The organism is Streptomyces chattanoogensis, assembly GCF_001294335.1.
Classification (GTDB): Bacteria; Actinomycetota; Actinomycetes; order Streptomycetales; family Streptomycetaceae; genus Streptomyces; species Streptomyces chattanoogensis.
Genome location: NZ_LGKG01000152.1, coordinates 27,850 through 51,184 on the forward strand (window position 1 = coordinate 27,850; position 23,335 = coordinate 51,184).

Genomic DNA, 23,335 nt, shown 5'->3' on the forward strand with positions numbered 1-23,335 from the left:
CGGGGCCGGACGGTCCCGCCCCTCGGTCAGCCGTCGTGCTTCATCAGGCGCTCCAGGATCGCCAGCGACTCCCGAGGCGATTCGGACTGCGCGCTGAGCCGGTCCATCACGGCGAGGTAGTGATCGACGTCGTCGCGCTTGTCCAGATAGAGCGCGCTGGTCAGCTGCTCGAGATAGACGATGTCGGGGAGATCCGGCTCCAGGAAGCGCAGAATCGTGATCGGACCGCCGGCCGCCGCCAGGCCGCCGAGGCTGAACGGCGCGACCTGGAGGGTGACATTGGGCAGCTCCGCCATCGCCCGCAGATGCCGGAGCTGATCGGCCATCACTTCCAGGCCGCCGAGCGGACGGCGGAGCGAGGCCTCGTCGATCACCGCCCACAGCCGCGGGGCATCCGGCCCCGTCAGCAGCTGCTGGCGCTGTACGCGCAGCGCGACCCGCCGCTCGATCTCCTGTGCGGAGGCCCGCGGGTGGCCGAGCTCGGTCACCGCACGGGCGTAGGCCTCGGTCTGCAGCAGGCCCGGTACGAACTGGACCTCATAGGTGCGGATGACGGAAGCGGCCTCCTCCAGGCCGATGAGCGTCTCGAACCAGTTGGGCAGCACATCGCCGTACTGGTGCCACCAGCCCGGGGTACTGGTCCGGCGGGCCAGTGAGAGGAAAACGGAGCGGTCCGTGTCGTCCGTGACGCCGTAGAGCGTCAGCAGATCGGCGACGTCCCGCTCCTTGCAGCTCACCCGGCCGAGCTCCAGGCGGCTGATCTTCGCATGGGAACCGCGGATGGCGTCCCCGGCGGCCTCCCGGGAGATACCCGCCGCCTCGCGCAGCCGCCGGAGCTGGGTGCCCAGCACGATCCGCAGTACGGTCGGGCCGCCGCGCGGATGCTCCAGATAGCGGCGCAGAGACGGCGGGCTGCTCGGCTGCGCGGCTCTCATGCTGACTCCCCTGGGTGGTCGGGTGAGCGCCCAGTGTCCCATCGGCCCATGCGGTCGTACAGTCATGGCGACTATCCGGCCGACATATGCCGCCAGTTGTCTCAGTCGCGGCGCAGAAGATCGTCGAAGTCGCCGTCCTTGGCGCCCTGGACGAAGGCCGCCATCTCGTCGTGGGTGTATATCAGCGCCGGTCCCGACGCGAACCGCGAGTTGCGCACCGCGACTCCACCGTCCGAAAGGACCGCCAGTTCAACGCAGTTGCCGCTGGGATTGCTGCGACGGCTCTTGCGCCAGTCGGCGCCTTCGATGCCGGTCGCCGGCATGCCGTTGGTCACTGACTCCATCAGAGCTGCTCCCTTGCTGGAGGCGGCGCCTCCTACTGTTCCGAGCTCGCGATCATGTTGGCGTGAACGAGCTCCTGCGCGGCCGTCCTTGCCGATGTACTTGCAGATGCACTTGCAGCGGGGGGCGGCCGACGAGGATATTAGCTCTCCAGAGGACAGCCGCCCAGACCCGAAATGCCTTTCACGGAGAGCGTGATGACCACACATCCGGCCGGAACCGTGCACCATGCCCTTCGGGCGGAGCCGTCTGACGGAACGTGGTGGTTGCCCGGCCCCAACGCCTTCGCCGCCTGTGCCCTCGCCCCTTCCGCACGCACCGTGGCGGACGCCCGCAGCTTCACCCGCACCACCCTCGAAGGCTGGCGGACGTGCCCCGGCCTCGCCGAGGACGCCACCACGGTCGTCTCCGAACTCGTCACCAACGCCCTGCGGTACGGCACCGCGGACGGCGGCGTCCACGGTGTCCACCCCGCCTGGCTGGCGCTCACCCGGCAGGAGGCCTCCGTGCTCTGCGCGGTCTCGGACGCCGGCACCAGCGCCCCGGTCGTACGGCCGCACGACGAGCTCGCCGAGTCCGGGCGCGGGCTGCACATCGTCGACCTGCTGAGCGACTCCTGGGGCTGGACGCCACCGGACCGCCTGGGCAAGACCGTCTGGGCGACGCTGTCGAGGCGCGGTTAGCGCCTGTCCTGCGGGTCAGGCCTCCGCCTGGCCGCCGCCGCGGATCAGATAGCCGTCCTTGATGACGGAGTTCCCGGCGAACGGTCCGCTGCCGTAGGCGTGCAGGCGGATCGCGATCTCGCTCGCCGAGGGGTCCTCCGCCACCGACTGGACGAAGTCCCGGCTGGTGGCGGCGAGATGACGCAGTACGCCGTACTGGCAGGCCTTGGCCAGCCGGTCCGACTCGACGGCCGACAGCAACGCCCCCTTGCGCAGCTGGACATGGACGACCGGCCGCGCCTCCAGATCCCCGCCCGCGTCCAGCGCCAGGCAGAATCCCTCGATGAGCCCGGCCATCGGGTTGCCCTCGTAGAGTCCGTGTGCGACGTCCTGCGGATAGATGTTGGCCCCCATGATGAGAGATCCCCCGGACCCGATCGGCGTGTGCGTCACCGACATCATCGGGGGCGGGCCCGGGGGAGTCATGAGTCCGGCTACTCAGGTGTGCGGATGAGTAGCCCGAACTCGTCCTGGCATCAGGGGAGTTGCGGTCCGTCCGGGAGGCCGAACGCGTCCAGCAGCCGCTCGGCCGCCAGTGTTGCGGTGATCGTGCCCTCGCGCACCTCGTGCTCGATACCGGGCCCGAGGCGGCGTACCTCCGGGTGTTCCTGGAGGCGGTCGATCAGCCGTTCCCGCACCATCGACCAGGTCCAGTCGACCTGCTGGGCCCGGCGCCGCTCGGCGAGGGCGCCGGTGGAGTCCAGGAGGGTGCGGTGCTGCTCGATCCGCTCCCACACCGTCTTCAGGCCGGTGCCCTCGCGGGCGCTGCACGTCAGCACCGGCGGCGTCCAGACGGCGTCCGGTGGCTGCAACAGCCGTAGCGCACCGGCCAGTTCGCGGGCCGCCGAGCGGGCGTCGCGTTCGTGCGGGCCGTCGGCCTTGTTGACGGAGACCAGATCGGCCAGCTCCAGGACGCCCTTCTTGATGCCCTGGAGCTGGTCGCCGGTACGGGCCAGCGTCAGCAGCAGAAACGTGTCGACCATGTTGGCGACGGTCGTCTCCGACTGGCCGACGCCGACCGTTTCCACCAGCACGACGTCGTAGCCCGCGGCCTCCATCACCACGATCGACTCGCGGGTCGCGCGCGCCACCCCGCCCAGCGTCCCGGACGTGGGGGAGGGACGGACGAACGCCGCCGGGTCCGTCGCCAGCCGCTCCATCCGGGTCTTGTCACCCAGGATGGAGCCGCCGGTACGGCTGGAGGACGGGTCGACGGCGAGCACCGCGACCCGGTGCCCCAGGCCCGTCAGCAGCGAGCCCAGCGCGTCGATGAAGGTCGACTTGCCGACGCCCGGCACCCCGCTGATGCCCACCCGGCGGGCCGCACCGGAATACGGCAGCAGCCGGACGAGCAGCTGCTGGGCCGCCGCGCGGTGGTCGGGGCGGGTGGACTCCACCAGGGTGACGGCGCGGGCGATCCAGGCCCGCGAGCCCGCCCGCACCCCCTCGGCGTACCGTTCGACATCGATCGTCGCAGGCATGACCCCCCGATCAGAGCTCGTGGCCGAGGACCTGGGCCAGGTCCTTGACCAGGTCGTGGGCGGCATCGGGGATGACCGTACCGGGCAGGAAGACCGCGGCCGCGCCCATGTCGCGCAGCGGCTGCACGTCCTGCGGCGGGATCACCCCGCCCACCACGATCGTGATGTCCTCCCGGTCCTCGGCGGCCAGCGCCTCCTTCAGGGCGGGCACCAGCGTCAGGTGACCGGCGGCCAGGGACGAGACGCCGACGATGTGGACGTCCGCCTCGACCGCCTGGCGGGCGACCTCGGCCGGCGTCTGGAACAGCGGGCCGACATCGACGTCGAAGCCCAGGTCGGCAAAGGCCGTGGCGATCACCTTCTGGCCGCGGTCATGGCCGTCCTGGCCCATCTTGGCCACCAGGATGCGCGGCCGGCGCCCCTCGGCGCGCTCGAATTCGGCCACCAGGTCCCGGGTGCGCTCCACCCCGGAGGAGGGGCCCGCTTCGTCTCGGTACACACCGGAGATCGTACGGATCTGGCCGGAGTGGCGCCCGTAGACCGACTCCAGGGCATCCGAGATCTCGCCGACGGTCGCCATCGCACGCGCCGCATTCACGGCCAGCGCGAGCAGATTGCCCTCAAGTCCCTTGCCGGGACCGGACTTCGCCGCCTCGGTCAGCGCCCGCAGCGCGTCCTGGCAGGCGGCCTCGTCGCGCTCCGCGCGCAGCCGCTTGAGCTTCTCGATCTGCTGGGCACGCACCGAGGAGTTGTCGACCTTGAGGACCTCGATCTCCTCATCGGTCTCCACCCGGTACTTGTTGACCCCGATCAGTGCCTGCCGACCGGAGTCGATCCGCGCCTGGGTACGGGCCGCAGCCTCCTCCACCCGCAGCTTCGGGATGCCCGCGTCGATGGCCTTGGCCATGCCGCCGGCCGCCTCGACCTCCTCGATGTGCTGCCAGGCCCGCCGCGCCAGATCGTGGGTGAGCTTCTCGACGTACGCACTGCCGCCCCACGGGTCGATGACCCGGCAGGTGCCCGACTCCTGCTGGAGGAAGAGCTGGGTGTTGCGGGCGATGCGGGCGGAGAAGTCGGTGGGCAGGGCCAGCGCCTCGTCCAGCGCGTTGGTGTGCAGGGACTGGGTGTGGCCCTGGGTGGCGGCCATCGCCTCCACACACGTACGCGTGACGTTGTTGAACACGTCCTGCGCGGTCAGCGACCAGCCCGAGGTCTGCGAATGGGTGCGCAGCGAAAGGGACTTGGGGTTCTTCGGGTCGAAGCGCTGCACCAGACGCGCCCACAGCAGGCGGGCCGCGCGCAGCTTGGCGATCTCCATGAAGAAGTTCATGCCGATCGCCCAGAAGAAGGAGAGACGCGGTGCGAAGGAGTCCACGTCCATCCCGGCCGCCAGGCCCGCACGCAGATACTCCACCCCGTCGGCGAGGGTGTACGCCAGCTCCAGGTCGGCCGTCGCTCCGGCCTCCTGGATGTGGTAGCCGGAGATGGAGATGGAGTTGTAGCGCGGCATCTTCTGCGAGGTGTACGCGAAGATGTCGGAGATGATCCGCATCGAGGGCTGCGGCGGGTAGATGTAGGTGTTGCGGACCATGAACTCCTTGAGGATGTCGTTCTGGATGGTCCCGGCCAGCTTCTCGGGCGGTACGCCCTGTTCCTCGGCGGCCACGATGTAGAGCGCGAGAACGGGCAGCACCGCGCCGTTCATCGTCATCGACACCGTCATCTTGTCCAGCGGGATGCCCTCGAAGAGCTGCCGCATGTCGTAGATCGAGTCGATGGCGACACCCGCCATGCCGACGTCGCCGGTGACACGCGGATGGTCACTGTCGTAACCGCGGTGCGTGGGCAGGTCGAACGCGACGGACAGCCCCTTCTGACCGGCCGCGAGGTTGCGGCGGTAGAAGGCGTTGGACTCCTCGGCGGTGGAAAAACCGGCGTACTGCCGGATCGTCCAGGGCTGGTTGACGTACATGGTGGGGTACGGGCCCCGCAGATACGGGGTGATGCCCGGGTACGTGCCCAGGAAGTCCAGACCCGCCAGATCCGCCTCGGTGTAGAGCGGCTTGACGTCGATGCCCTCCGGGGTCTCCCAGGTCAGGTCCTCGACGCCCTTGCCGGTGGCCTGCGCCACGGCCTCGGCCCACCGGCCGCCGTCGGACGGACCGTCCGCCGTGCCCAGCTCGACCGCAGTGAAGTCAGGGATGGCGCCCGCCCCTTGCGTCTGCTCTCCCATCACGCCACCTCCGTGACATCCAGGGCCGAGGACAGCACCTCGACCGCGTCGCAGCCCGCGAAGACGAACGCGTCCACACCGGCCCCTACGAATTCTTCCCGGCGCTCCCCGGGCTTGCCCGCCAGATGCACCCGCAGCGCCCCGGCCGACTTCAGCGCGGCCGCCACGGCCGCCGCCTGCTCGCCGTAGACCGCATCGCTCGCACACAGACAGGCAATGCGCGCGCCGCTGCGGGCGAACGCCTCGCCCACCGACTCCGCGTCCACGGTTTCCGGGACGGTTTCGATGCCGCCCGCCTGGAACAGATTGGCGGCGAAGGTCAGCCGGCCGGTGTGCGCCGCCACCGGGCCCAGTGCGGCAAGGAAGATCTTCGGCCGGGCTCCGGTGGCCTCCAGGCGCGCGTCGGAGCGGGCGCGCAGCGCCTCGTACGCGTCGTCCCTGCGCACCCGTGGCAGCCCGCCGCCCGACGGTGCGGGCGCCGGCTCGCGGTGCACGGGCGGCTCGGCCAGATGCGGGAACTCGCTGACGCCGGTGATCGGTTCGCGCCGGTGCGCCAGATCCTGCGAGCGCCGCGCCCAGGTCGCCGCCAGCCGCTCGCCGAGCATCCCGGAGCGCAGCGCCGCGGCCTGACCGCCCGCGCCCTCGATCTCCTGGAAGAACGCCCAGGCCGCGCGGGCCAGCTCATCGGTGAGTTGCTCGACGTACCAGGAGCCGCCCGCCGGGTCGATCACCCTGGACAGGTGCGACTCCTCCAGCAGGACGGACTGGGTGTTCCGGGCGATCCGCCGGGCGAAGGCGTCGGGCAGCCCCAGCGCCGCGTCGAACGGCAGCACCGTCACCGCGTCCGCGCCGCCCACGCCCGCGGACATTCCGGCGACCGTGGTGCGCAGCATGTTCACCCAGGGATCCCGACGGGTCATCATCACCGTGGAGGTGACCGCGTGCTGGCGCTGGGCGGAGGCCTCGGGCGAGGCGCCGCAGACCTCGGCGACCCGCGCCCACAGGCGGCGGGCCGCGCGGAGCTTGGCGATGGTCAGGAACTGGTCGGCGGTGGCGGCGTAGCGGAACTCCAGCTGCCGGCAGGCGTCGTCGACACCGAGACCGGCCCCGGTCAGCTCCCGCAGGTAGGCGACACCGCCGGCCAGGGAGGCGCCGAGCTCCTCGGCGGAGGAGCCGCCCGCCTCGTGGTACGGCAGGGCATCCACGGCCAGTGCCCTCAGTCCCGGCGCATCGGCCGTGCAGCGCTGCGCCAGACGGACGGCCGCCGCCAACTGGGCGCCCAGCGCGCCGTCGTCCCCCGTACGGGCCAGCAGGCCGAGCGGATCGGCGCCCAGGTTGCCGGACGCCTCGGACAGCGGCACCCCGGAGGACGCGTACAGCCGCAGCAGTTCCTCGGCGGCAGCGGTGAAGCCGGCGCCGGGGTCCAGCGCCACGGTGGCCAGATCCAGATAGACGCCCTGGAGCGCCTCCGCCAGCCCCGCCACCGGCACGCCGCCGTCCCCGACGGTCAGCCACAGCGAGGTGACACCGTTCTCCAGATCGGCGAGGACGGCTTCGTTGGTGCGCCGGGGATCGGTGTCCGCGTGGCGCTGGCGTACGTCCCACCCGGCCACGGCCGTGCCCTCGGGGCGGCCGGCCCGTACGAACGGCGGGAAGCCGGGGTGGCCGGGGGCGGCCGGGGCGTCCTCGGCGGTGTACAGCGGGCGGATGCGGATCCCGTCCTGGAGATCCGTGGCGAGCGCGTCCTCGGCGGCGGCACCGGCGGCGTCTGTGACGCCCGACTTGCGCAGTACGCCTTCGACAAGGCGCTGCCACTGTGCTCGGTCCGCGTCCGGGAATGCGGCGGCCAGGGGGAGTTCGGGGGACTCGGCGGTCATGGCAGCAGGCTAGGCGAACGACCGTTAGCCGGAGCAGGGGCTCCCGCTGTGACCTTGCCCTCTTTGGCCTGGCGTTTGTCCGTATTCGGACCGACATCGCGCCGGGAGTGATCGGTGTGCCGAAGGTGCCGGGTGGTGATCGTCCGGTTCTGTACGGTGGGCGCGGCACCCTCCCCCAAGCTCTCAAGGAGCAGGGACCCCCTGAGGAGCGCGATGTCCAGGCTGCCGACCGCCCGCATCACGACCGTCGTCCTGGTCGCGTCCGCGACCGTGCTCCTGTGGGCGCTGTCCCGGCCCCCCGCCCCGGACCGGGCCGCGCCCTGTACCGCCCGCCGGATCGCCTCCTGGACCGCCGATACCGGACACACCGCCGCATTCGCCCGTTACGGGGACGACAACACCCGGACCGACGACTGGACCGGCGGCGACGGCACCCATTCCGTACGCCTCCCCGACGGCCGGACGCTCTGGCTGTTCTCCGACACCTTCCTGGACCGGGTGCAGCCGCCGCCCAACCCCCAGGGCCGGCCGCACCGTTGGCGGACGTCCGACCACGGCGGCACCCCCTACCTCCGGCACAACTCCTTGGTCGTGACGTCCCGTTCGGGACGGCCGGAGCGCACCCTGACCGGCGGCACCCCGGCCGCGCCCGGACCGTTCTTCCCGGACCCGCCGGACGGCGGCTGGCGCTGGCCGGTCCAGGCGCATGTGGAGCCCCGGACGCCCGGGTCGCCCGAGAAGGTCGTCCGCGTCCTGCTGTGGAACCGTGCCCCCGGCACCGGCCCGTGGATCTTCGGTGTGCCGCGCGGCACCGAGGTCGCCACGCTGTCCCTGCCGGACCTGCGCCTGGAAGGGATCACCGAGGCGGTCGGCCGGTCGGACGTCGCGGACCCGGGGCGACGGGTCCTCTACGGGACGGCGTCGGTCACCGACGGCGCCTGGACCTATGTCTTCGGCGGCGACGACCCGCCGTCGTCACCGGCCTCCAGCGCCTACCTCGCCCGGGTCCCGGCCGGGCGGCTCGGGGACCGGGAGCGGTGGCGCTACTGGGACGGCGCCCACTGGCGGCGCCGGGCCGAGGACGCCCGGCCGGTGCTGCACGCGGGCGGGCGGCGCGGCGTCGGCAGCGCCTTCACCGTCGTCCGCGACGGCGGGACCTGGGTACTGCTCACCATGGACACCGGGGGCGCGGGCACCGCCGGGATGCGCACGGTCACCAGCTACTGGTCGTGCGCACCCTACGGGCCCTGGCACGGCCCGGACGGCCGTCTCACCCCGCCCCGCCCCGCCGACCCCGCGCCGCAGTACGTGGCCGCCTACAACCCCCAGGCGCACCCGGAGTTCACCGCGTCCGGGCAGCTGCTGCTCAGCTATGACATCAACTGGCTGGGCCCGGCCCCGGCGGACCCGCACCTCAACGGCAATGTGGCGCTCTACCGGCCGCGCTTCCTGCGGCTGCGGCTGGGGCCCTGAGGAGGCTCGACTCCCGTGCCGGGATTCTCAACTCCCATGCCGCACACGCCACTTACGGGCTTCCTCGTCGATGTCGAAGGGGGTGAGGTGGAGCGGCGGCCCCTCGGGCGGCCGGCACAGCGCGGCGCGGATCCGTTCGTTGATGTCGGTCAGAACGCGGCGCAGGGCCGCCTCCGTCGGGGCGTGGGACGCCGCCTCCAGCGCGTCCTCGGCCTCCTTGCGCAGCACCAGCGACGGCGGCAGACACGAGACGTTCTCGCGGCGCATCTTGTCCTTGATCCACCACAGCTCGTCATACGGCTGGTCGAGATCGCGCAGCGGTTTGCCCTTGCCGGCCAGGTGGGCGAAGTCACCGCGCTCGGTCGCTTCCCGGATCTGTTTGTCCACCCAGCTCTCGAAGTCGACGCCAGGCGGTTTTCGCTCGGTCATACAGCCACCGTAACGCGCCCCGCCGACAGCGCGGGGTCAGTGCGCCGCCGCATCCGGGCTCGGCTGGACCACCGGGAAGGCGTTGTTGCCGCCGCAGACCATGGGGCCGACGCGGACGCCCTGGCCCGTCACCGTGACGGTGACCTCGCCCGGCGGCTTGTTGCCCGGGACCCGGGCGTTGGCCGCCGTGCACACCAGCTGGTTCAGCGAGGCGGAGTCCAGCAGCTTCGCATTCATGGGCAGCGCGAGGTGCACGGTGCCCCGGCCGGTGGTGGCGAGCAGCCGGCCCGGGAACTTCGGCAGCACGCTGGAGAGGCCGCGCTGCCGTTCGGCGTGGTTGGGGCCGTCCATCAGCAGCTCGATGGCGTTCTGCGGGTCCACCGGTGCCTTGGCCGGGCGGGTCGCCGAGCGCAGCCCGCTCGGTCCGTAGAAGAACAGCTGGACATCGGCGGCGGGCTGGCCGGGCGACTTCACCCCGGCGGCGGGCTCACCCGCGTCGATGACATCCGTGGGTGCGATCCCGCAGCCGGACAGCGCACAGGCCAGAACGCCGGCCAGCAATCCGGTCGCCAGGCCGCCCGCGAGGCCGGTCGTCACGGCGTTCGGGACCTTCATGCGTCGTTCTCCTTCTCGGTCCCGGGGCAGGCGGCGTCCCGCCCGTCGTCCGCCGTGGTGTGCTCCGGCGCCCGGCGCAGCGGCAGATCCACGGTGAAGACGGCGCCGCCCTCGGGGCAGTTGGCGGCGCGCAGGGTGCCGCCGTGCAGCCGTACGTTCTCCAGCGCGATGGCCAGGCCCAGGCCGCTGCCCTCCGACCGGGCGCGGGCCGAGTCGGCCTTGTAGAAGCGGTCGAAGACATGCGGCAGGACCTCGGGGTCGATACCGGGGCCGCTGTCGGCGATCTCGATCAGCAGCCGGTCCGCGCCCGGCTCCGGAGCGTGCAGCAGCACACGGACCGGCTCGCCGCCGTGGTGCAGGGCGTTGCCGACCAGGTTGGCGACGACCACGTCCAGCCGCCGGGGGTCCAGCCGGGCCCGTACGTCCTGAGGCAGCTCCGCCGTCACCCGCTGCTGCCAGGCCCTGGCCTGCAGCGTCTTGCGGATGGTCTCGGCGACGTCCACCTCGTCGAGATGCAGCGCCGCGGCCCCCGCGTCGAACCGCGAGACCTCCATCAGGTCCTCCACCATCCGCGCCAGCTTGCCGGTCTCCTGGCTGATCAGCCGGACCGCGGCGGCGGTGTCGGGGTCGAGGGATTCGGCGTCCTCGTCCAGGACGTCGGTGACCGCGGACATCGCCGCCAGCGGCGTGCGCAGCTCGTGCGAGACATCGGCGGCGAACCGCCGGGCATTGGCCTCCAGCCGGCGCAGCTCCGCCACGCTCTCCTCCAGTTCGGCGGCCATGTCGTTGAAATTCCGGGACAGATCGGCGAGTTCGTCGGTGCCCTTGACCTCCAGCCGGGTGTCCAGCTCGCCCTTGGCCAGCCGCCCGGCCGCCTGCCGCAGCCGCCGTACGGGCCGCAGCACCCCGCGCGCGGCCAGCAGCGCCGGGATCACGGCCAGCCCCAGCACCGGCAGCGCACCGCCGCGGGCCGCGCTCACCAGCGCCTCGACATTGGCCTCCTCGGCGCTCAGCGGCAGCTGGGCGTAGACGGTCAGCGCGGAGGCCTTGCCGTCCGCCTGCCGCACCGGCATCCCGATCAGCAGCCAGGGGTCGCCGGCGCGGATGATGCGCTGGAACACCGGCACATGGCGCTTCTCCACCGACTCCCGCAGGTCCGCCGGGACCATCACACCGCCGTGCAGTGCGCTGTCCTCGCTGTCCGGGACGCCGCTGTAGTGCACGGAGATGTCCCAGTCCCGGGAGGTGCCCGAGCGCTCCAGCTGCACCCGGAAGAAGTCCAGGTCCGACTGGGACGGCGGGACCGCGAGCTCCGGCGCCAGCGAATTGATCTGCGCCCGCAGGTCGTTGACGGCGATGTCCTGGGAGCGCTGCAGGATGGCGTTACGGGCCTCGCGGTAGGTCAGGCTCGCGGTGGTCAGCGCGCTCACCGCGGCCACCAGCACAAACGCGACGACGAGCCGGGCGCGCAGCCCGCGCAGCCGGGTGGGCACGAGTCGGGTGGGGACCAGCCGGCCCAGCCAGCCCAGGCGGCTCACAGCGGCCCGAAGCGGTAACCGAAGCCCCGCACGGTCTGGACGTAACGGGGGCTGCGCGGGGTGTCCTCTATCTTCGTCCGCAGCCGCATCACACACGCGTCCACCAGCCGGGCATCGCCGTGGTAGCTGTGCTCCCAGACGTGCTCCAGCAGCTGCTGGCGGCTGAAGACCTGCCCCGGGGTGGCCGACAGGAACAGCAGCAGCTTCATCTCCGAGGGGGCCAGCGCCAGATCCTGGCCGCCCTTGCCGACGACGAGACCGGCCCGGTCGATGGCCAGCTCCCCGTACGTCTCGACGGGCGCCGGGCCCGGCTCCGTGGCCGGTTCGCCGCCCGCGGGCAGCGCCGTACGGCGCAGCACCGCCCGGATCCGCGCCTCGAGTACCTCGCCCCGGGCCGGTTTGACGATGTAGTCGTCCGCACCGGCCTCCAGCCCCAGCACCACGTCCAGATCGTCGCCGCGGGCGGTGAGCATGATGATCGGCAGCTGCCGCTCGGCGCGGATCAGCCGGCAGACCTCGAACCCGTCCTTGCCGGGCAGCATCAGATCCAGCAGGACGATGTCCGGGCGGAAGACCGGCAGCACCTCGAGCCCTTCTTCGCCGCTGGCCGCGGCCGCCACCTCATGGCCGCGCCGCCGTAGTGCGAGGGTCACTCCGTCCCGTACGGCGGCGTCGTCCTCGATCAGAAGTACACGTGGCATGGGACCAGTATCAATAAGTTTCTTGATGGATTCGTAACAGGAGCAGCCTGCCACCCGTTCCGTGCATCTGACCTGATGCAGGGCGGTGCGCGCGACGTCACCACCGCCATCGGTACGCACGCATCGTGACGCACACATCGCTGTGCACACGAGCTTCGGGTGAGGGACGGGATTCACATGGCACGGCGCTTCGGCATCGAGGGCGGGATCATCGGAGTGGTCGCGGCGGCGGCCGTGTCACTGACCGCCGTGGGGATTGTGGCGTTCACCCAGCTCGGTGGCACCGATCAGGCCAGCGCCGACACCGTCGACGCGGGCAAGGGCCGGCAGGCGGCCCGTCCCGTCAAGGTGAAGTCGTCGATCGTGCATGCCTCCGACCGCCCCGGGCGCAGTCTCAACATCACCATTGACGACGGCCCGGACCCGGTCTGGACCCCGAAGGTGCTGGAGGTCCTGAAGAAGCACGACGTCAAGGCCACCTTCTGCATGATCGGCCCGCAGGCCGCGGCCCACCCCGACATCGTCAAGCAGGTGGTGGCCGGCGGCCACAAGCTCTGCGACCACAGCGTGAGCCACAACACCGGTATGGACCACCGCCCCGAGAGCTACCAGTCCCAGGAGATACTCGAGGCCCAGAAGATGATCGAGAAGGCGGCGGGCGGCGCCAAGGTGGAGTACTACCGCGCCCCCGGCGGCGCCTTCACCCCGTACAGCCGGCAGCTCGCCGCGGACCACGGGATGCGCCCGCTGGGCTGGAACGTCGACAGCAAGGACTTCGAGAGCGGCAGTGTCGGGGCGATCGAACTGCGGGTGCGCGGGGAGCTGTCCAACGGGCCGACCGTGCTCTTCCACGACGGCGGCGGCAACCGCGCCCTGACGGTCGAGTCGCTGGACCGGCTGCTGCCGTGGATGAAGCAGGACGGGTACGGGTTCGGGTTCCCGCAGCGGTAGCGGTACCGGTCATGGTGCGGGCCGGGGGCGGCTTTCGGGAGCCCCCGGCCGCACGCGTTCAGGCCGCGCCGAACAGCTCCGCCAGGCCGCGCTCGACGGCGAGCTGCGTCTGTTCCCGGCCCGCGGGCACGGCCTCGTAGGAGCGCGCCAGGAACAGCCGGACGTCCGCGGTCCGCAGCTGCACCATGGCGATGCCCTCGTCCGCGTGGAACTCCATCACCGTGCGGTCCGGCCCCGACGGCCGCACCCGCACATCGCCCCGCCCGGCCGGCCCGCGCAGCCCCTCGGCCAGCAGCTCCCGCGCGAACGCCCAGTCCACCGCCGCCCCGTCCAGCGAGATCTCCGGCGGGAACGACATCCGTACGGCGAGCGGGTCGGCGGGCCGGTAGTGCAGCACGGCCGGCACCGCGTGCGGGCCGGAGGCGGTCGCGAGGAGACGGATCTGAACGGCTTGGTCGATGACGCTGGGCATCGCGCTGCTCCCTCACGGCGGGCGGTCGTCGAGACGGCTCAACCAGTAGGACGCCGGGCGGACGAGGGCCGTGCATGGGACGGCGGTGCGATCTGTGTGAGGTACGTCACGTTTCCCCGTGTCGTGTCACCGGGCCACCGCGCCGCCATGCCCTACGCCGCCGTGTGGAACAGCGCCGCCGCCTCGCCCCGCGACCCGACCCCCAGTTTTGTCAGGATGTTCGCGACATGGAACTTCACCGTCGACTGGCTGATGTGCAGTTCCTCCGCGATCGCCCGGTTACGGTGCCCGAGCGCCAGCCGCGCCAGCACCTGCAACTCCCGCTCGCCCAGGGCGGTGAGCGGATCGGGCGCCGGGTCCTGGGCGGCGCTCAGCGGGATGGCCGCGGTCACCGTGGATCCCCAGCCGGGCACCGCATCGACGTCGAGCCGACCGTTCAGGACGTCGAGCCGTTCCCTGAGCAGACCGGGGGAGAGGGCGCGCTCGGTGAGGGTGCCGGGCCCGTCGTCGCGCACTGTCGCCCGCAGTTCCCCGTCGGTGAGCTGCCAGCCGACGTGGACGCGGCTCACCGCCTCCTGCTCCAGTACCTTCAGCAGCACTGCCCGGACCGTGGCCCGCGCCGTGTGTGCCACATCGGCGGCCAGCGTCCGCGCGGTGTCCGGTGCGCCAAGCTCCAGCCGTACGGGGCTGTAGCGCACCAGCGGCCGCAGCGAGTCGGCGAGCCGGGCGAACGCCTGCCCGGCCGGCTCCTCGGCGATCGCCTGGTCCCGCTCCGCATCCGCCCGCAGCTCCACCAGCGCCGAGACGGCCAGATCCGTGGCGGTGGCGCGGGCCGCCGCATCGTCCAGCGTCCGGCTGCGCAGCACCCCCAGCAGCCCGGTGAGCACGGCCGAGTAGGTCTCGCCCAGTTCGGCGATCACCCGCGCCCGCGTCCCGGCGGCGGTCCGCGAACGGGCCAGCGCACCCGGCAGCGCCTCCGTCGCCATCCGGTCGAAATGGCTGGTCACCACGTCCCACAGGGCCTGTGCGAGGGTGACGGCCGACGCGTCGGCGGGGGTGGCGCCGGTCTCGCGTACGAGCAGCAGAACCGCACCCCGCGGCGTCGCGTCGCTGGTCACGGCGAGCACCGGCCGCTCGGCTCCGGCGACGGAGAGGACGCCCTGCCACGGCCGGCCCGGGGTGCCCGAGGCGAGCAGCGGCGCCAGGTCGGCGGTGCCGAGACGGCCGGTGATCTCCGGGTCGCCGTGCGTCTTGAACGGTGAGTGCGCGCAGTGCGTGGACAGTTCGGCCGCCGCGAGGTGCGGGACCGGCCCGGCCAGGACCTCGGACAACCGGGGCAGGATCCGGCCCAGCGGCCGGCGGATCACTTCGTAGGCGGCGGCGAGGGCGGGCACTGCTCCGGGTCCGGTCAACTCCATGCGGTGCAGCCTAGCCAGGGGGCCCGGCGCGCTGGCTGGCCGTTCGGACAGGCGGGACTGGCCCGATGACCGGCCGCCGAGGCCCTGCGTACGGACCAGGCTGAAACCGTCATCCCATCGCCATCCCATTGCTTCCAACTGCTTCCAACTGTTTCCAACGCATCGAACGGGGAGAACATCATGCGAGCGATCACCTACAACACCTTCGGCGGCGCGGAGGTGCTGACCTACGGGCACATCGGCAAGCCGGAGCCCGCGCCGGGCGAGGTACGGGTCAAGGTGGTGACGGTCGGCGTCAACCCCCTTGACTACAAGCGGCGTTACGGATGGGTGGAGCAGTACTACCCGACGACGTTCCCCGCCGTCCCGGGCCTGGAGTTCGCCGGGGTGGTGGACGCGCTCGGCGACGGCGTCCGTGATCTGGCCGTCGGCGACGAGGTCTTCGGCTGGACCAGCACGGGGGCGTACGCGGAGTACGCCATCGCGGGGGACATCGTCCGTAAGCCCGCCGAGCTCTCCTTCGCGGCCGCCGCGGCGCTGCCCGTCGCCGGTGAGACCGCCCAGCGCGTTCTCGACGCGCTCGGCCTGAAGGACGGCGAGACGCTCCTCCTGCACGGCGCGGCGGGCGCGGTCGGGCAGGTGGCTGTACAGCTCGCGGTGGCCCTGGGCGCCACCGTGATCGGTACGGCGTCCCCGGCCAATCACGACTTCCTGCGCGCGCTGGGTGCGGTACCGGTGGCGTACGGCGACGGTCTCGCCGACCGGGTGCGGGCGGCCGCGCCGCAGGGCATCGACGCGGTCTTCGACGCGGCCGGCCACGATGCGCTGCCGGCGTCGATCGCGCTGCGCGGCGGGACGGCCGACCGCATCGTCACCATCGCCGATACCCACGCCGCCGAGCACGGGGTGCCGTTCTCCGCGGGCGGTACGCCCCCGGAGACGGTCCGTGCCTGGCTGGCCGCGCAGGCCCGCCTGGCCGTCGAGGGCCGGCTGACCGTGCCGGTCGTCGGGACCTTCCCGCTCGCCGACGCCGCCAGGGCGCAGGAGCTGAGCGAGGCGGGGCATGTGCGCGGCAAACTGGTCATCGAGATCTGAGCGGATCCGCCCGGTGCCGTCCGGGGGGCGCCTCCCCGGGCGGCACCGCTCCGGGCTGCACCAGGAACTCCTCCAGGATCCCCGGGGCGGCCGCCGCGGCGAGGGCCGGGGCGGTGCCGGCGGCGAGGTCGGGGAGGCGGTAGCCGTCCTCGCCCGCCGAGACCGCCGCGGTCAGGGTGACAAGCCCGGCCCGCCGGGTGAACGGCGAGGTCGTGAACGTCCAGGCCGCGATCGCGTCGCGCTGGAGGGCGAGGGTGTCGCGGCTGAAGGTGCCGGAGCGGATGACCAGATGGCGGCCGTGTATCCCGTGGCCGAGACTGCGGTATGCGTCCCGCGCCAGCCACAGCACGACAAGCGTGGTGACCACGGCGTAGATCCACGCGCAGTGCAGCAGGACGCGCGTGCCCGAGTCCCCGAGAACACCCCGGAGTACGGCACCGAGCACGACGAGGACGACGGTGCCGGGGAGCACCGCGAAGAGCAGCCCCCGCACCCGCCGCCGGCGCAGGGCCACCCGCGGATGGGGCGTCAACTCCGATGCGGCGAAAGGGGATTGAGGCGTCCGCAGGACGCCGCTCGCCACCCGTAGGGCATCCCGTCGGGGTGCCGGCGGCATCAGCGCGCTGCGGCGGCGGTTCTCCTCGCGGTTGCCGAGACCGCCCGCCACCGCGCGGACCAGCGCGCCGCCACCGGCGCGCAGCAGCAGCGGCTCCCGCAGCAGCACGCCCCGCAGCCGGGCCCGTTCGATGGTGACGGAGCGGGTGGTGAACAGTCCCCGGCGCACCCGCAGCGTCTGTGTGTCGGTCCATTCCAGGCAGTACTGCCACCAGTTCTCGACGTAGAGGATGATCGCGCCGACCGAGCCGAGGGCCAGGACCGCGAGCAGTGCGGCCGGGATCGTCAGCCACAGCATGCTGTCGCCGAATTCGAGGAAGGCCCGCTGGACGAAGCCGATCTTCCAGGGCTCGATGCCGATACCGTCCAGTGCCCGGTAGGCGGATCCGGCCGCCACGAACACCCCGCCGACGACCCAGAAGGTCAGCGGCGCGTAGCGCAGCCAGCGCCAGCTGATGCGGGCGAGCACCGGGTCCTCGGTACCGGCGCCGGCACCGGCGCGGGCGAGCAGCTCGGCGCGCAGTCGGTCGGCCTCGGCGACCCTGAGCGCCTCCAGCGACAGCTCGCCGCCACGCTCGCCCGAGCCCGCCGTGCCGGCCCGCAGCACGGTGACGCCCAGCACCCGGTGCAGCGGAGTCGCCGTCAGATCCACGGTGCGGATGCGGTGCAGCGGCACACTGCGCAGCCGCCGGGTCAGCAGTCCGCTGCGCACCTCGAAGCTGTCTGCGGTGACCCGGAAGTCGGTACGGGCCCAGCGGACCAGACCGGCCAGGGTCACCGCGGCGAAGGAGGCGCCGAGGGCGATCAGGGTGATCCATGCCTCGGTGGTGATCCGGCCCCCGGTGGCCAGCGCGGTCAGTGCCAGAGAGCCGAGCGGGGCGGCCATCCAGCCGCAGTGCACCAGCAGCGTGCGGGGGTCGAGGCGGCGCCAGGGGAAGGGGTCGGGACCGTTCATGCGGCATCCCCCGGTACGGTCTGGGCGACTTCGCCGATCCGCCGCGACAGTTCCTCGGCCCTCGCGTCCGACAGTCCCGCGATCTTGATGTCGCCCGCGGTGGAGGCGGTGGTGACGGTCACCGTCGCCAGCCCGTACCGCCGCTGTACGGGCCCGCGCACGGTGTCCACGGTCTGCACCCGCGACAGCGGCGCGATCCGCCGCTTCTGCCAGAACCAGCCGCCCGCCGCATAGACCGCACGCTCGCCCAGCTCCCAGGCGTGCACCGCATACCGCCACCGCGGCATGACCACGAGATAGCCGAGGGCCGGCAGGACGAGCGCGACCAGCAGCAGCGGCCCGAGCCAGGGCAGCGCGCCAGGGAAGAACAGCACGCTGAGCACCGCCAGGACGAGCGCGGTGAGCAGCATCGGCCCGCTGACCGTGAGCAGCGCCTGCACGGTCCACCAGCGGCGGGCTCGGGGATCGACGCGATGGCGGGGCGGGCGGAGCAGCGGGGTGGTGTGGTCGGGCATGCGGGACCCCCGGTTTCCAAGTCAACTGTATTGAGTGGCGATACGTTATAACGGTACAAGCGACTTGTAAAAGCGACTTGTCAAAACGAACAGCGAAGTCAACGGCCGTGGCCGGGCGCCCCTGACGGCGTATGAGAGGAAGGGAGGCCGTCCGTGCCCAAGAAGGTGGACCACGAAGCCAGACGCCAGGAGATCTCCGAAGCGCTCTGGCGGATCGCCGGTACCCGGGGGCTGGACGGTGCGAGCCTGCGCGATGTCGCCGCCGAGGCCGGCATCTCGCTCGGTCGGCTGCAGCACTACTTCCGCACCAAGGACGAGATGCTCGCCTTCGCCCTCCAGCACATCAACCGCCTGGCCAACCAGCGGATCCGCGCACGCATCGAGGCGCTCGAGGGAGAGCCCACACCGCGCCAGGTGCTGCGGGCCTGTCTGTCCGGGATGCTGCCGCTGGACCCGGAGAGCCGCACCGGCACGCTCGTCGGCGCGGCCTACTTCCACCGCGCCGTCCACGACGAGACCCTGCGCGCCGAGGCCAAGGACGGCATCCCCAAGCTCCGCGCCTTCTTCGCCGACCAGCTGCGCCGCGCCGAGGAGCGCGGCGAACTCCCGCCCGGCCGGGCCACCGAGGACGAGGCAATGCTGCTGATCAGCCTGGCCGACGGCCTCTCCACCTACGTCCTCCTGGACGTCCACGGCCCCGAGCAGGCCATGCGCCTGATGGATCTGCAGCTGGCCAACCTCTTCGACCGCAAGGAGACGGACCCTGACCACTGACCTCCCGGCCCACACCTGGCCGGCCGGCATCAAGCAGCCCCGCCCGCCCGCCTTCGCGCTCGTTGCGGACGAGGACGACCAGGTGCTGGGCGTGAGCGCCGAGGTCGCCGGCCTCTTCGCCGATCCGCGCCCCGCCACGTACCAACTGCTCGGCTGCGCGCCCCGGGGACCGCTGCGCACCGCCCTGCGCGCCCTCGCCGCCGGAGCGACCGCCGCCCGCCTCGGTGACCTGTGGGTGCGGCCCCGCCCCGGCGACGGCTGCCCACCCGGCTCGGAGCGCCTCGACGCCTGGCCCCTGCGCAACGCCCGCGTGATCGGCCACCGCCCGGACCGCTACGACCCCGCCCTCGTCGACGTCGTCCTCGAAGCGGTCGAGGACGACTACCTCACCCCGGACGACCCCTATCTGGCGTCCGGCGTACGCATACACAACGGCCTCACCTGGCTGGGAAGTTCCCGGGACTTCTCCGAAATCGTCCCGGCGGACGCACCCGGCCCCGCCCCCTTCACCCTGCTCGGCTGCGCGCCCGGCCCCGCCCTCACCGCGGCCCTCGCGGCGGAAAGCCCCCGCCGGCGACGCCTCGGCAGCGCCTACCTGAACATCCTGGACCGGCAGGGCAGGGAGACCGTCAGCTGCTGGGGAGTGCCGGTGGAGGCCGTATCGTCGCGCCCGTCCGCCCTCGGGGCCGGGCTGCTCGACATCGTCCTGGCCGAGGGCCTGTGGGAGCCGCCCCCACTCGCCGCCCGCCCCCTGTGGCAGCGCTGGTACGACGGCCCGCCCGCCGCCCCCAACCTCTGGGCGGCCTACGACACCGAGCGGCGCGAGCTCTGGCTGGAGCGGGTGGCCGCGTATCACCGCCGCCCGGCCCGGGACGCCCCGGCGGGCCGCGAGTACCACCTCGACGGCCGGTACATCACCGACGAGCCGGGCTTCTACCTGGCCATCGGCGAGGCGGTCAACGGGCCCGGCGGGTACTTCGGCCGCTGCACGGCCGCACTGGCCGACTGCCTGTGCGGCGGCTTCGGGGCCGCCGTCCCCTTCACGCTCATCTGGCACCACCACGAGGTCGCCCGCCGCCACCTGGGCCGGATCCTGAGCCCGGACGGCGAACCGTACGACTTCTGCGCCGAGGCCATCGGGACACTGAACCAGCACGGGTGCCAAGTCCTCCTGCGCTGACGGCAGTTCGGGCCCGTACTGCTCCTACGCCTCGCGCAACAGGGCGGCGAGATCGGCGTCGACGTCCAGATGCCGTGCCTCGTCGCCCTTCTCGACCACCGCATACGTCCGGGCGAGAAAGAGCCGAAGATCCCGCGCCTCGAACTGCACCAGCGCCATCCCGTCGGCCGTGTGGAACTCCACCACGACGCCGTCGATGCCACACGGCCAGACGTGCACATCACCGGCTCCGGATGCCCGCCGCAGGCCCTCCGCCAGCAGATCGCGCCCGAAGGTCCATGCCACCTCGACACCGTCCAGCGAGGCGGCGGGCGGAAACACCACGTGCACCGCGAACGGGTCGGTGTGCCCGTAGCGAAGGGTTGCCGGAATCACGCGCGACTGCGGTGCGGTCGCGATGAGACGGGCCTGAACGGCTTGTTCGATGACGGTGGGCATCGCCGGCTCCCTTACGTTCGGTCTGGTTTCTTGTCTGTACAACCACTAGGACGCGCAGGTCATCGCCGCCGTGCATCGGATTCCTGCGTGACCTGCGTCACCAGGCTTTGAATGCGAGGATATGCCCGCTTTACGCATGTGAAATGCAAGCATTGCCGCGAAGGTCCGAACCTGTGGGCGCGCATCCGCGCAGTGGTAAACCGCCGTTCTCCGGGCGGAGTTGCGGTCCGGTCCTGGACGGCGCTCTCGTGCTGGGCTAGCTTCCAGCGCGATGAGGCCGGGAGGGCCTGGGATCCGTGGGCATACGAGCGGGACGGGTGGGGCGAATGCGGCGTGCCGGGCGCTTATGGCGGGGGAAGAGCGGGGGACGGGGCACCTGGGGATGGGCCGTGAGGGTGGCGACGGCGATGGCCGGTGCAGCGTCACTCGCCGCGCCGACCGCCGCCCCGGCCGCCGCTGCGCCCCCACGGGGGGACGGCGAACCGGCCGCCCACTGGCACTGGAACCTCAAGAACGCCACCAGCAGCACCACCACCGCCCGGTTCCGCGGACTGGCGGCCGTCAGCCGTACGACCGCATGGGTCGCGGGCACCGGAGGCACCGTGCTGCGCACCCGCGACGGCGGCAGGCACTGGAGCGATGTCTCGCCGCGCGGCGCCGGGGCCCTGGAGTTCCGCGACATCGAGGTGCTCGACGCCCGCCGCGCCGTCGTCCTCGCGATCGGCGAGGGCGAGGCCTCCCGGGTCCTGCGCACCGACGACGCCGGCGCCACCTGGACCGAGAGCTTCCGCAACACCGACCCGCGCGCCTTCTACGACTGCCTCACCTTCTTCGACCGTCACCACGGCCTCGCGCTCGGCGACCCCGTCGACGGCAAGTACCGCATCCTGTCCACCGCCGACGGCGGCCGCAGCTGGCAGGTGCTGCCGTCGAGCGGAATGCCCCCGGCCCGCAAGGGCGAGGCCGCATTCGCCGCCAGCGGTCAGTGCCTGGTCTCCGCCGGCCGCCGCGACGCCTGGATCGCCACCGGCGGCGCGGACCGCGCCCGGGTCCTGCACACCACCGACCGCGGCCGCACCTGGACGGCCGCCGAAACTCCCGTCCCGGCGGGCGATCCGGCCCGCGGCGTCTTCGCCCTCGCCTTCCGCGACCGCACCCACGGCCTCGCGGTCGGCGGCGACTACCGCCCGGACCAGACCTCACCGCGGGCCGCCGCGGTCAGTGCCGACGGCGGCACCACCTGGGCCCCGTCCGCCACGCCCCCGGCGGCCTACCGTTCGGGCGCCGCCTGGCTGCCGTACTCCCGGCACACCGCCCTGGCGGTCGGCCCGTCCGGCAGCGACCTCACCGCCGACGGCGGCCGCACCTGGCACACCTTCGACCGCGGCTCGTACGACACCGTCGACTGCGCCCCGGACCTGGCCTGCTGGGCCGCCGGCGAAAAGGGCCGCATCGCGCGTCTGGAGCCGTGACCGGAACCGCCCTCCGTGCCTCCGCCCCGAAACCCGCCCGCCCGAAACCGCCCGCCCGAAACCGCCCGCCCGCGACTGCCCGGTCTGCGATCCTGTCGTCCGACCGTCACGCGTCCTGCGCACCCCCGCGCCGTCTGCGGGGCGCGCCGCGCGTGTCACGCATGACCAAGGGCACGACCAAGGGGAGGCGGCAATGCCGTTCATCGGCGAGGTGTGGCGCGTGGAGCGGGGGACGGAAGTGGTCGGGGAGATCACGGTGACGGAGGCCAACTTCCCCTGGCTGAACGGGCGGTTCGCCCCCGGCCCCGCCTACCCGGAGCTGCAGCCGCATTTCGCGCGCGAACTGGAACTCATCGACACCCTCGACGACGACCTGTCGGCCTGGGAAGACGCCTATGGCCGGGCCTCCGACGGCGTACGGCTGGTGGCTCCGGGAGCCGGCCCGGTGGCCGAATTCCTGCTGCATATCGAGGGCGATGCGGCGTGGTTCCGGTGGAGCGACGAGCCGTTCCCGAAGTAAGCGACCGACTCCGCCGCATGGGCGTCGGCCCGGGGCCATGCCCAGGCATCCGGCCCGCGGCCTCACTCCATCAGGCTGCCGAGCCGCCCCTCCAGCACCACCAGCAACTCACCCAGCGCCGACGAGAGTTCCTCCTGCCGCTCATCGCCGATGCCGGCCAGCAAAGCCGCCTCGTACCGCAGCTGTTCGGGCAGCAGCCGGTCGATGGTCTCGCGGCCCTCGTCGGTCAGGGAGAGATGGGCGACACGGCGGTCCCGGTCGTCGGGGCGGCGGGCGATCAGGCCGCGTGCCTCCAGCTGGCGCACGCGTTTGGTGACGGCGGCCCCGGAGGCGAAGGTCTCGCGGGCGATCCGGCCGGGGGTCAGCTCGCGGTCCATCCGGCGCAGCGTGCCGAGGATGTCGAACTCGGGGCGGGTGAGCCCGGCCCGCCGCAGCGGGGCGTCGGCCGCCTGCTGCAACAGCGCGGCACACCGGTTGAGCCGTCCGATCACCGCCATCGGGCCGGTGTCCAGCCCGGGGTGCACCTGCTGCCACTGGCGCAGCACCCCCGCGACGATGTCCTCGGCCACCCGCGCTCTCCTCTC

Annotated in this window: 24 protein-coding genes; 8 read left to right on the forward strand and 16 right to left on the reverse strand. The window is 72.5% G+C overall.

Annotated elements, in window-relative coordinates:
* Positions 1 to 26 precede the first annotated feature (26 nt).
* Both ADL29_RS25995 and ADL29_RS26000 read right to left on the reverse strand, forming a co-directional pair.
* On the reverse strand, positions 27 to 935 hold the full coding sequence (locus ADL29_RS25995; protein WP_053926021.1) for a helix-turn-helix domain-containing protein: 909 nt from the start codon (positions 933 to 935) through the stop codon (positions 27 to 29).
* A gap of 101 nt (positions 936 to 1,036) precedes the next feature.
* Positions 1,037 to 1,279, reverse strand: a complete 243-nt coding sequence (locus ADL29_RS26000) for a DUF397 domain-containing protein (RefSeq protein ID WP_053926022.1) — start codon at positions 1,277 to 1,279, stop codon at positions 1,037 to 1,039.
* 264 nt (positions 1,280 to 1,543) lie between these two features.
* On the opposite strand from ADL29_RS26000, the gene ADL29_RS26005 reads away from it, so the two are divergent.
* A complete protein-coding gene (locus tag ADL29_RS26005; RefSeq protein WP_245689638.1) occupies positions 1,544 to 1,960 on the forward strand; it encodes an ATP-binding protein in 417 nt (138 codons plus the stop codon).
* A 15-nt stretch (positions 1,961 to 1,975) separates the two neighbouring features.
* On the opposite strand, the gene ADL29_RS26010 is transcribed toward ADL29_RS26005, so the two are convergent.
* The 4 genes from ADL29_RS26010 to mutA all read right to left on the reverse strand — a co-directional run bounded on the left by ADL29_RS26010 (position 1,976) and on the right by mutA (position 7,590).
* Positions 1,976 to 2,353: a hypothetical protein gene (locus ADL29_RS26010; protein ID WP_053926130.1), complete on the reverse strand. Its 378-nt coding sequence runs from the start codon at positions 2,351 to 2,353 to the stop codon at positions 1,976 to 1,978.
* A gap of 122 nt (positions 2,354 to 2,475) precedes the next feature.
* Entirely contained in the window at positions 2,476 to 3,480 is a 1,005-nt protein-coding gene (meaB, locus tag ADL29_RS26015; RefSeq protein ID WP_053926024.1) for a methylmalonyl Co-A mutase-associated GTPase MeaB, read from the reverse strand.
* 10 nt (positions 3,481 to 3,490) lie between these two features.
* Positions 3,491 to 5,713 carry a methylmalonyl-CoA mutase gene (scpA, locus tag ADL29_RS26020; protein ID WP_053926025.1) on the reverse strand — a complete coding sequence of 741 codons (2,223 nt, stop codon included), beginning with the start codon at positions 5,711 to 5,713 and terminating at the stop codon, positions 3,491 to 3,493.
* Positions 5,713 to 7,590 (reverse strand): methylmalonyl-CoA mutase small subunit, encoded by a 1,878-nt coding sequence (gene mutA, locus ADL29_RS26025; protein ID WP_053926026.1) that lies wholly within the window; start codon positions 7,588 to 7,590, stop codon positions 5,713 to 5,715. The genes scpA and mutA overlap by 1 nt, the downstream gene beginning before the upstream one ends.
* A 213-nt stretch (positions 7,591 to 7,803) precedes the next feature.
* Here mutA and ADL29_RS26030 point away from each other — a divergent pair, with 213 nt between their 5' ends.
* On the forward strand, positions 7,804 to 9,063 hold the full coding sequence (locus ADL29_RS26030; protein WP_053926027.1) for a DUF4185 domain-containing protein: 1,260 nt from the start codon (positions 7,804 to 7,806) through the stop codon (positions 9,061 to 9,063).
* A gap of 27 nt (positions 9,064 to 9,090) precedes the next feature.
* Here ADL29_RS26030 and ADL29_RS26035 read toward each other — a convergent pair whose 3' ends face one another.
* Genes ADL29_RS26035 through ADL29_RS26050 form a run of 4 tightly spaced genes read right to left on the reverse strand, consistent with a single transcriptional unit; the run spans position 9,091 to position 12,346 of the window.
* The gene (locus ADL29_RS26035; protein WP_053926028.1) at positions 9,091 to 9,492 is read right to left on the reverse strand and encodes a DnaJ family domain-containing protein; all 402 of its coding nucleotides are present in this window, start codon (positions 9,490 to 9,492) and stop codon (positions 9,091 to 9,093) included.
* A gap of 36 nt (positions 9,493 to 9,528) precedes the next feature.
* Entirely contained in the window at positions 9,529 to 10,107 is a 579-nt protein-coding gene (locus ADL29_RS26040; RefSeq protein WP_053926029.1) for a GerMN domain-containing protein, read from the reverse strand.
* Positions 10,104 to 11,636 carry an ATP-binding protein gene (locus ADL29_RS26045; RefSeq protein WP_107095089.1) on the reverse strand — a complete coding sequence of 511 codons (1,533 nt, stop codon included), beginning with the start codon at positions 11,634 to 11,636 and terminating at the stop codon, positions 10,104 to 10,106. The genes ADL29_RS26040 and ADL29_RS26045 overlap by 4 nt, the downstream gene beginning before the upstream one ends.
* A 5-nt stretch (positions 11,637 to 11,641) precedes the next feature.
* On the reverse strand, positions 11,642 to 12,346 hold the full coding sequence (locus tag ADL29_RS26050) for a response regulator transcription factor (protein ID WP_046924919.1): 705 nt from the start codon (positions 12,344 to 12,346) through the stop codon (positions 11,642 to 11,644).
* A gap of 177 nt (positions 12,347 to 12,523) precedes the next feature.
* Between ADL29_RS26050 and ADL29_RS26055 the strand changes: the two genes are divergently transcribed.
* On the forward strand, positions 12,524 to 13,297 hold the full coding sequence (locus ADL29_RS26055) for a polysaccharide deacetylase family protein (protein WP_053926030.1): 774 nt from the start codon (positions 12,524 to 12,526) through the stop codon (positions 13,295 to 13,297).
* Positions 13,298 to 13,355: 58 nt separating this feature from the next.
* On the opposite strand, the gene ssgD (ADL29_RS26060) is transcribed toward ADL29_RS26055, so the two are convergent.
* Both ssgD (ADL29_RS26060) and ADL29_RS26065 read right to left on the reverse strand, forming a co-directional pair.
* Positions 13,356 to 13,769: a spore wall synthesis regulator SsgD gene (gene ssgD / locus ADL29_RS26060; protein WP_053926031.1), complete on the reverse strand. Its 414-nt coding sequence runs from the start codon at positions 13,767 to 13,769 to the stop codon at positions 13,356 to 13,358.
* A 152-nt stretch (positions 13,770 to 13,921) separates the two neighbouring features.
* Entirely contained in the window at positions 13,922 to 15,187 is a 1,266-nt protein-coding gene (locus ADL29_RS26065) for a LuxR C-terminal-related transcriptional regulator (RefSeq protein WP_107095084.1), read from the reverse strand.
* Positions 15,188 to 15,367: 180 nt separating this feature from the next.
* Between ADL29_RS26065 and ADL29_RS26070 the strand changes: the two genes are divergently transcribed.
* Positions 15,368 to 16,282, forward strand: coding sequence for an NADP-dependent oxidoreductase (locus ADL29_RS26070; protein WP_053926033.1), 915 nt, complete (start codon positions 15,368 to 15,370; stop codon positions 16,280 to 16,282).
* On the opposite strand, the gene ADL29_RS26075 is transcribed toward ADL29_RS26070, so the two are convergent.
* A complete protein-coding gene (locus ADL29_RS26075; RefSeq protein WP_053926034.1) occupies positions 16,269 to 17,852 on the reverse strand; it encodes a PH domain-containing protein in 1,584 nt (527 codons plus the stop codon). The two genes, ADL29_RS26070 and ADL29_RS26075, sit on opposite strands and share 14 nt — an antisense overlap.
* The gene (locus tag ADL29_RS26080) at positions 17,849 to 18,367 is read right to left on the reverse strand and encodes a PH domain-containing protein (protein ID WP_053926035.1); all 519 of its coding nucleotides are present in this window, start codon (positions 18,365 to 18,367) and stop codon (positions 17,849 to 17,851) included. Before ADL29_RS26080 ends, ADL29_RS26075 begins: the two co-directional genes overlap by 4 nt.
* Positions 18,368 to 18,520: 153 nt before the next feature.
* On the opposite strand from ADL29_RS26080, the gene ADL29_RS26085 reads away from it, so the two are divergent.
* Positions 18,521 to 19,141: a TetR/AcrR family transcriptional regulator gene (locus ADL29_RS26085; protein WP_053926036.1), complete on the forward strand. Its 621-nt coding sequence runs from the start codon at positions 18,521 to 18,523 to the stop codon at positions 19,139 to 19,141.
* A gap of 91 nt (positions 19,142 to 19,232) precedes the next feature.
* Complete coding sequence (locus ADL29_RS26090; protein WP_157878582.1) at positions 19,233 to 20,321, forward strand: barstar family protein; 1,089 nt, start codon at positions 19,233 to 19,235, stop codon at positions 20,319 to 20,321.
* Positions 20,322 to 20,345: 24 nt separating this feature from the next.
* On the opposite strand, the gene ssgD (ADL29_RS26095) is transcribed toward ADL29_RS26090, so the two are convergent.
* Positions 20,346 to 20,759, reverse strand: coding sequence for a spore wall synthesis regulator SsgD (ssgD, locus tag ADL29_RS26095; RefSeq protein ID WP_053926038.1), 414 nt, complete (start codon positions 20,757 to 20,759; stop codon positions 20,346 to 20,348).
* 407 nt (positions 20,760 to 21,166) lie between these two features.
* Between ssgD (ADL29_RS26095) and ADL29_RS26100 the strand changes: the two genes are divergently transcribed.
* Both ADL29_RS26100 and ADL29_RS26105 read left to right on the forward strand, forming a co-directional pair.
* Positions 21,167 to 22,231 (forward strand): WD40/YVTN/BNR-like repeat-containing protein, encoded by a 1,065-nt coding sequence (locus ADL29_RS26100; RefSeq protein WP_053926039.1) that lies wholly within the window; start codon positions 21,167 to 21,169, stop codon positions 22,229 to 22,231.
* Between the two features lie 193 nt (positions 22,232 to 22,424).
* Positions 22,425 to 22,751, forward strand: a complete 327-nt coding sequence (locus ADL29_RS26105; protein WP_053926040.1) for a hypothetical protein — start codon at positions 22,425 to 22,427, stop codon at positions 22,749 to 22,751.
* A gap of 62 nt (positions 22,752 to 22,813) precedes the next feature.
* On the opposite strand, the gene ADL29_RS26110 is transcribed toward ADL29_RS26105, so the two are convergent.
* Complete coding sequence (locus ADL29_RS26110) at positions 22,814 to 23,320, reverse strand: MarR family winged helix-turn-helix transcriptional regulator (RefSeq protein ID WP_046924907.1); 507 nt, start codon at positions 23,318 to 23,320, stop codon at positions 22,814 to 22,816.
* Positions 23,321 to 23,335: the final 15 nt, after the last annotated feature.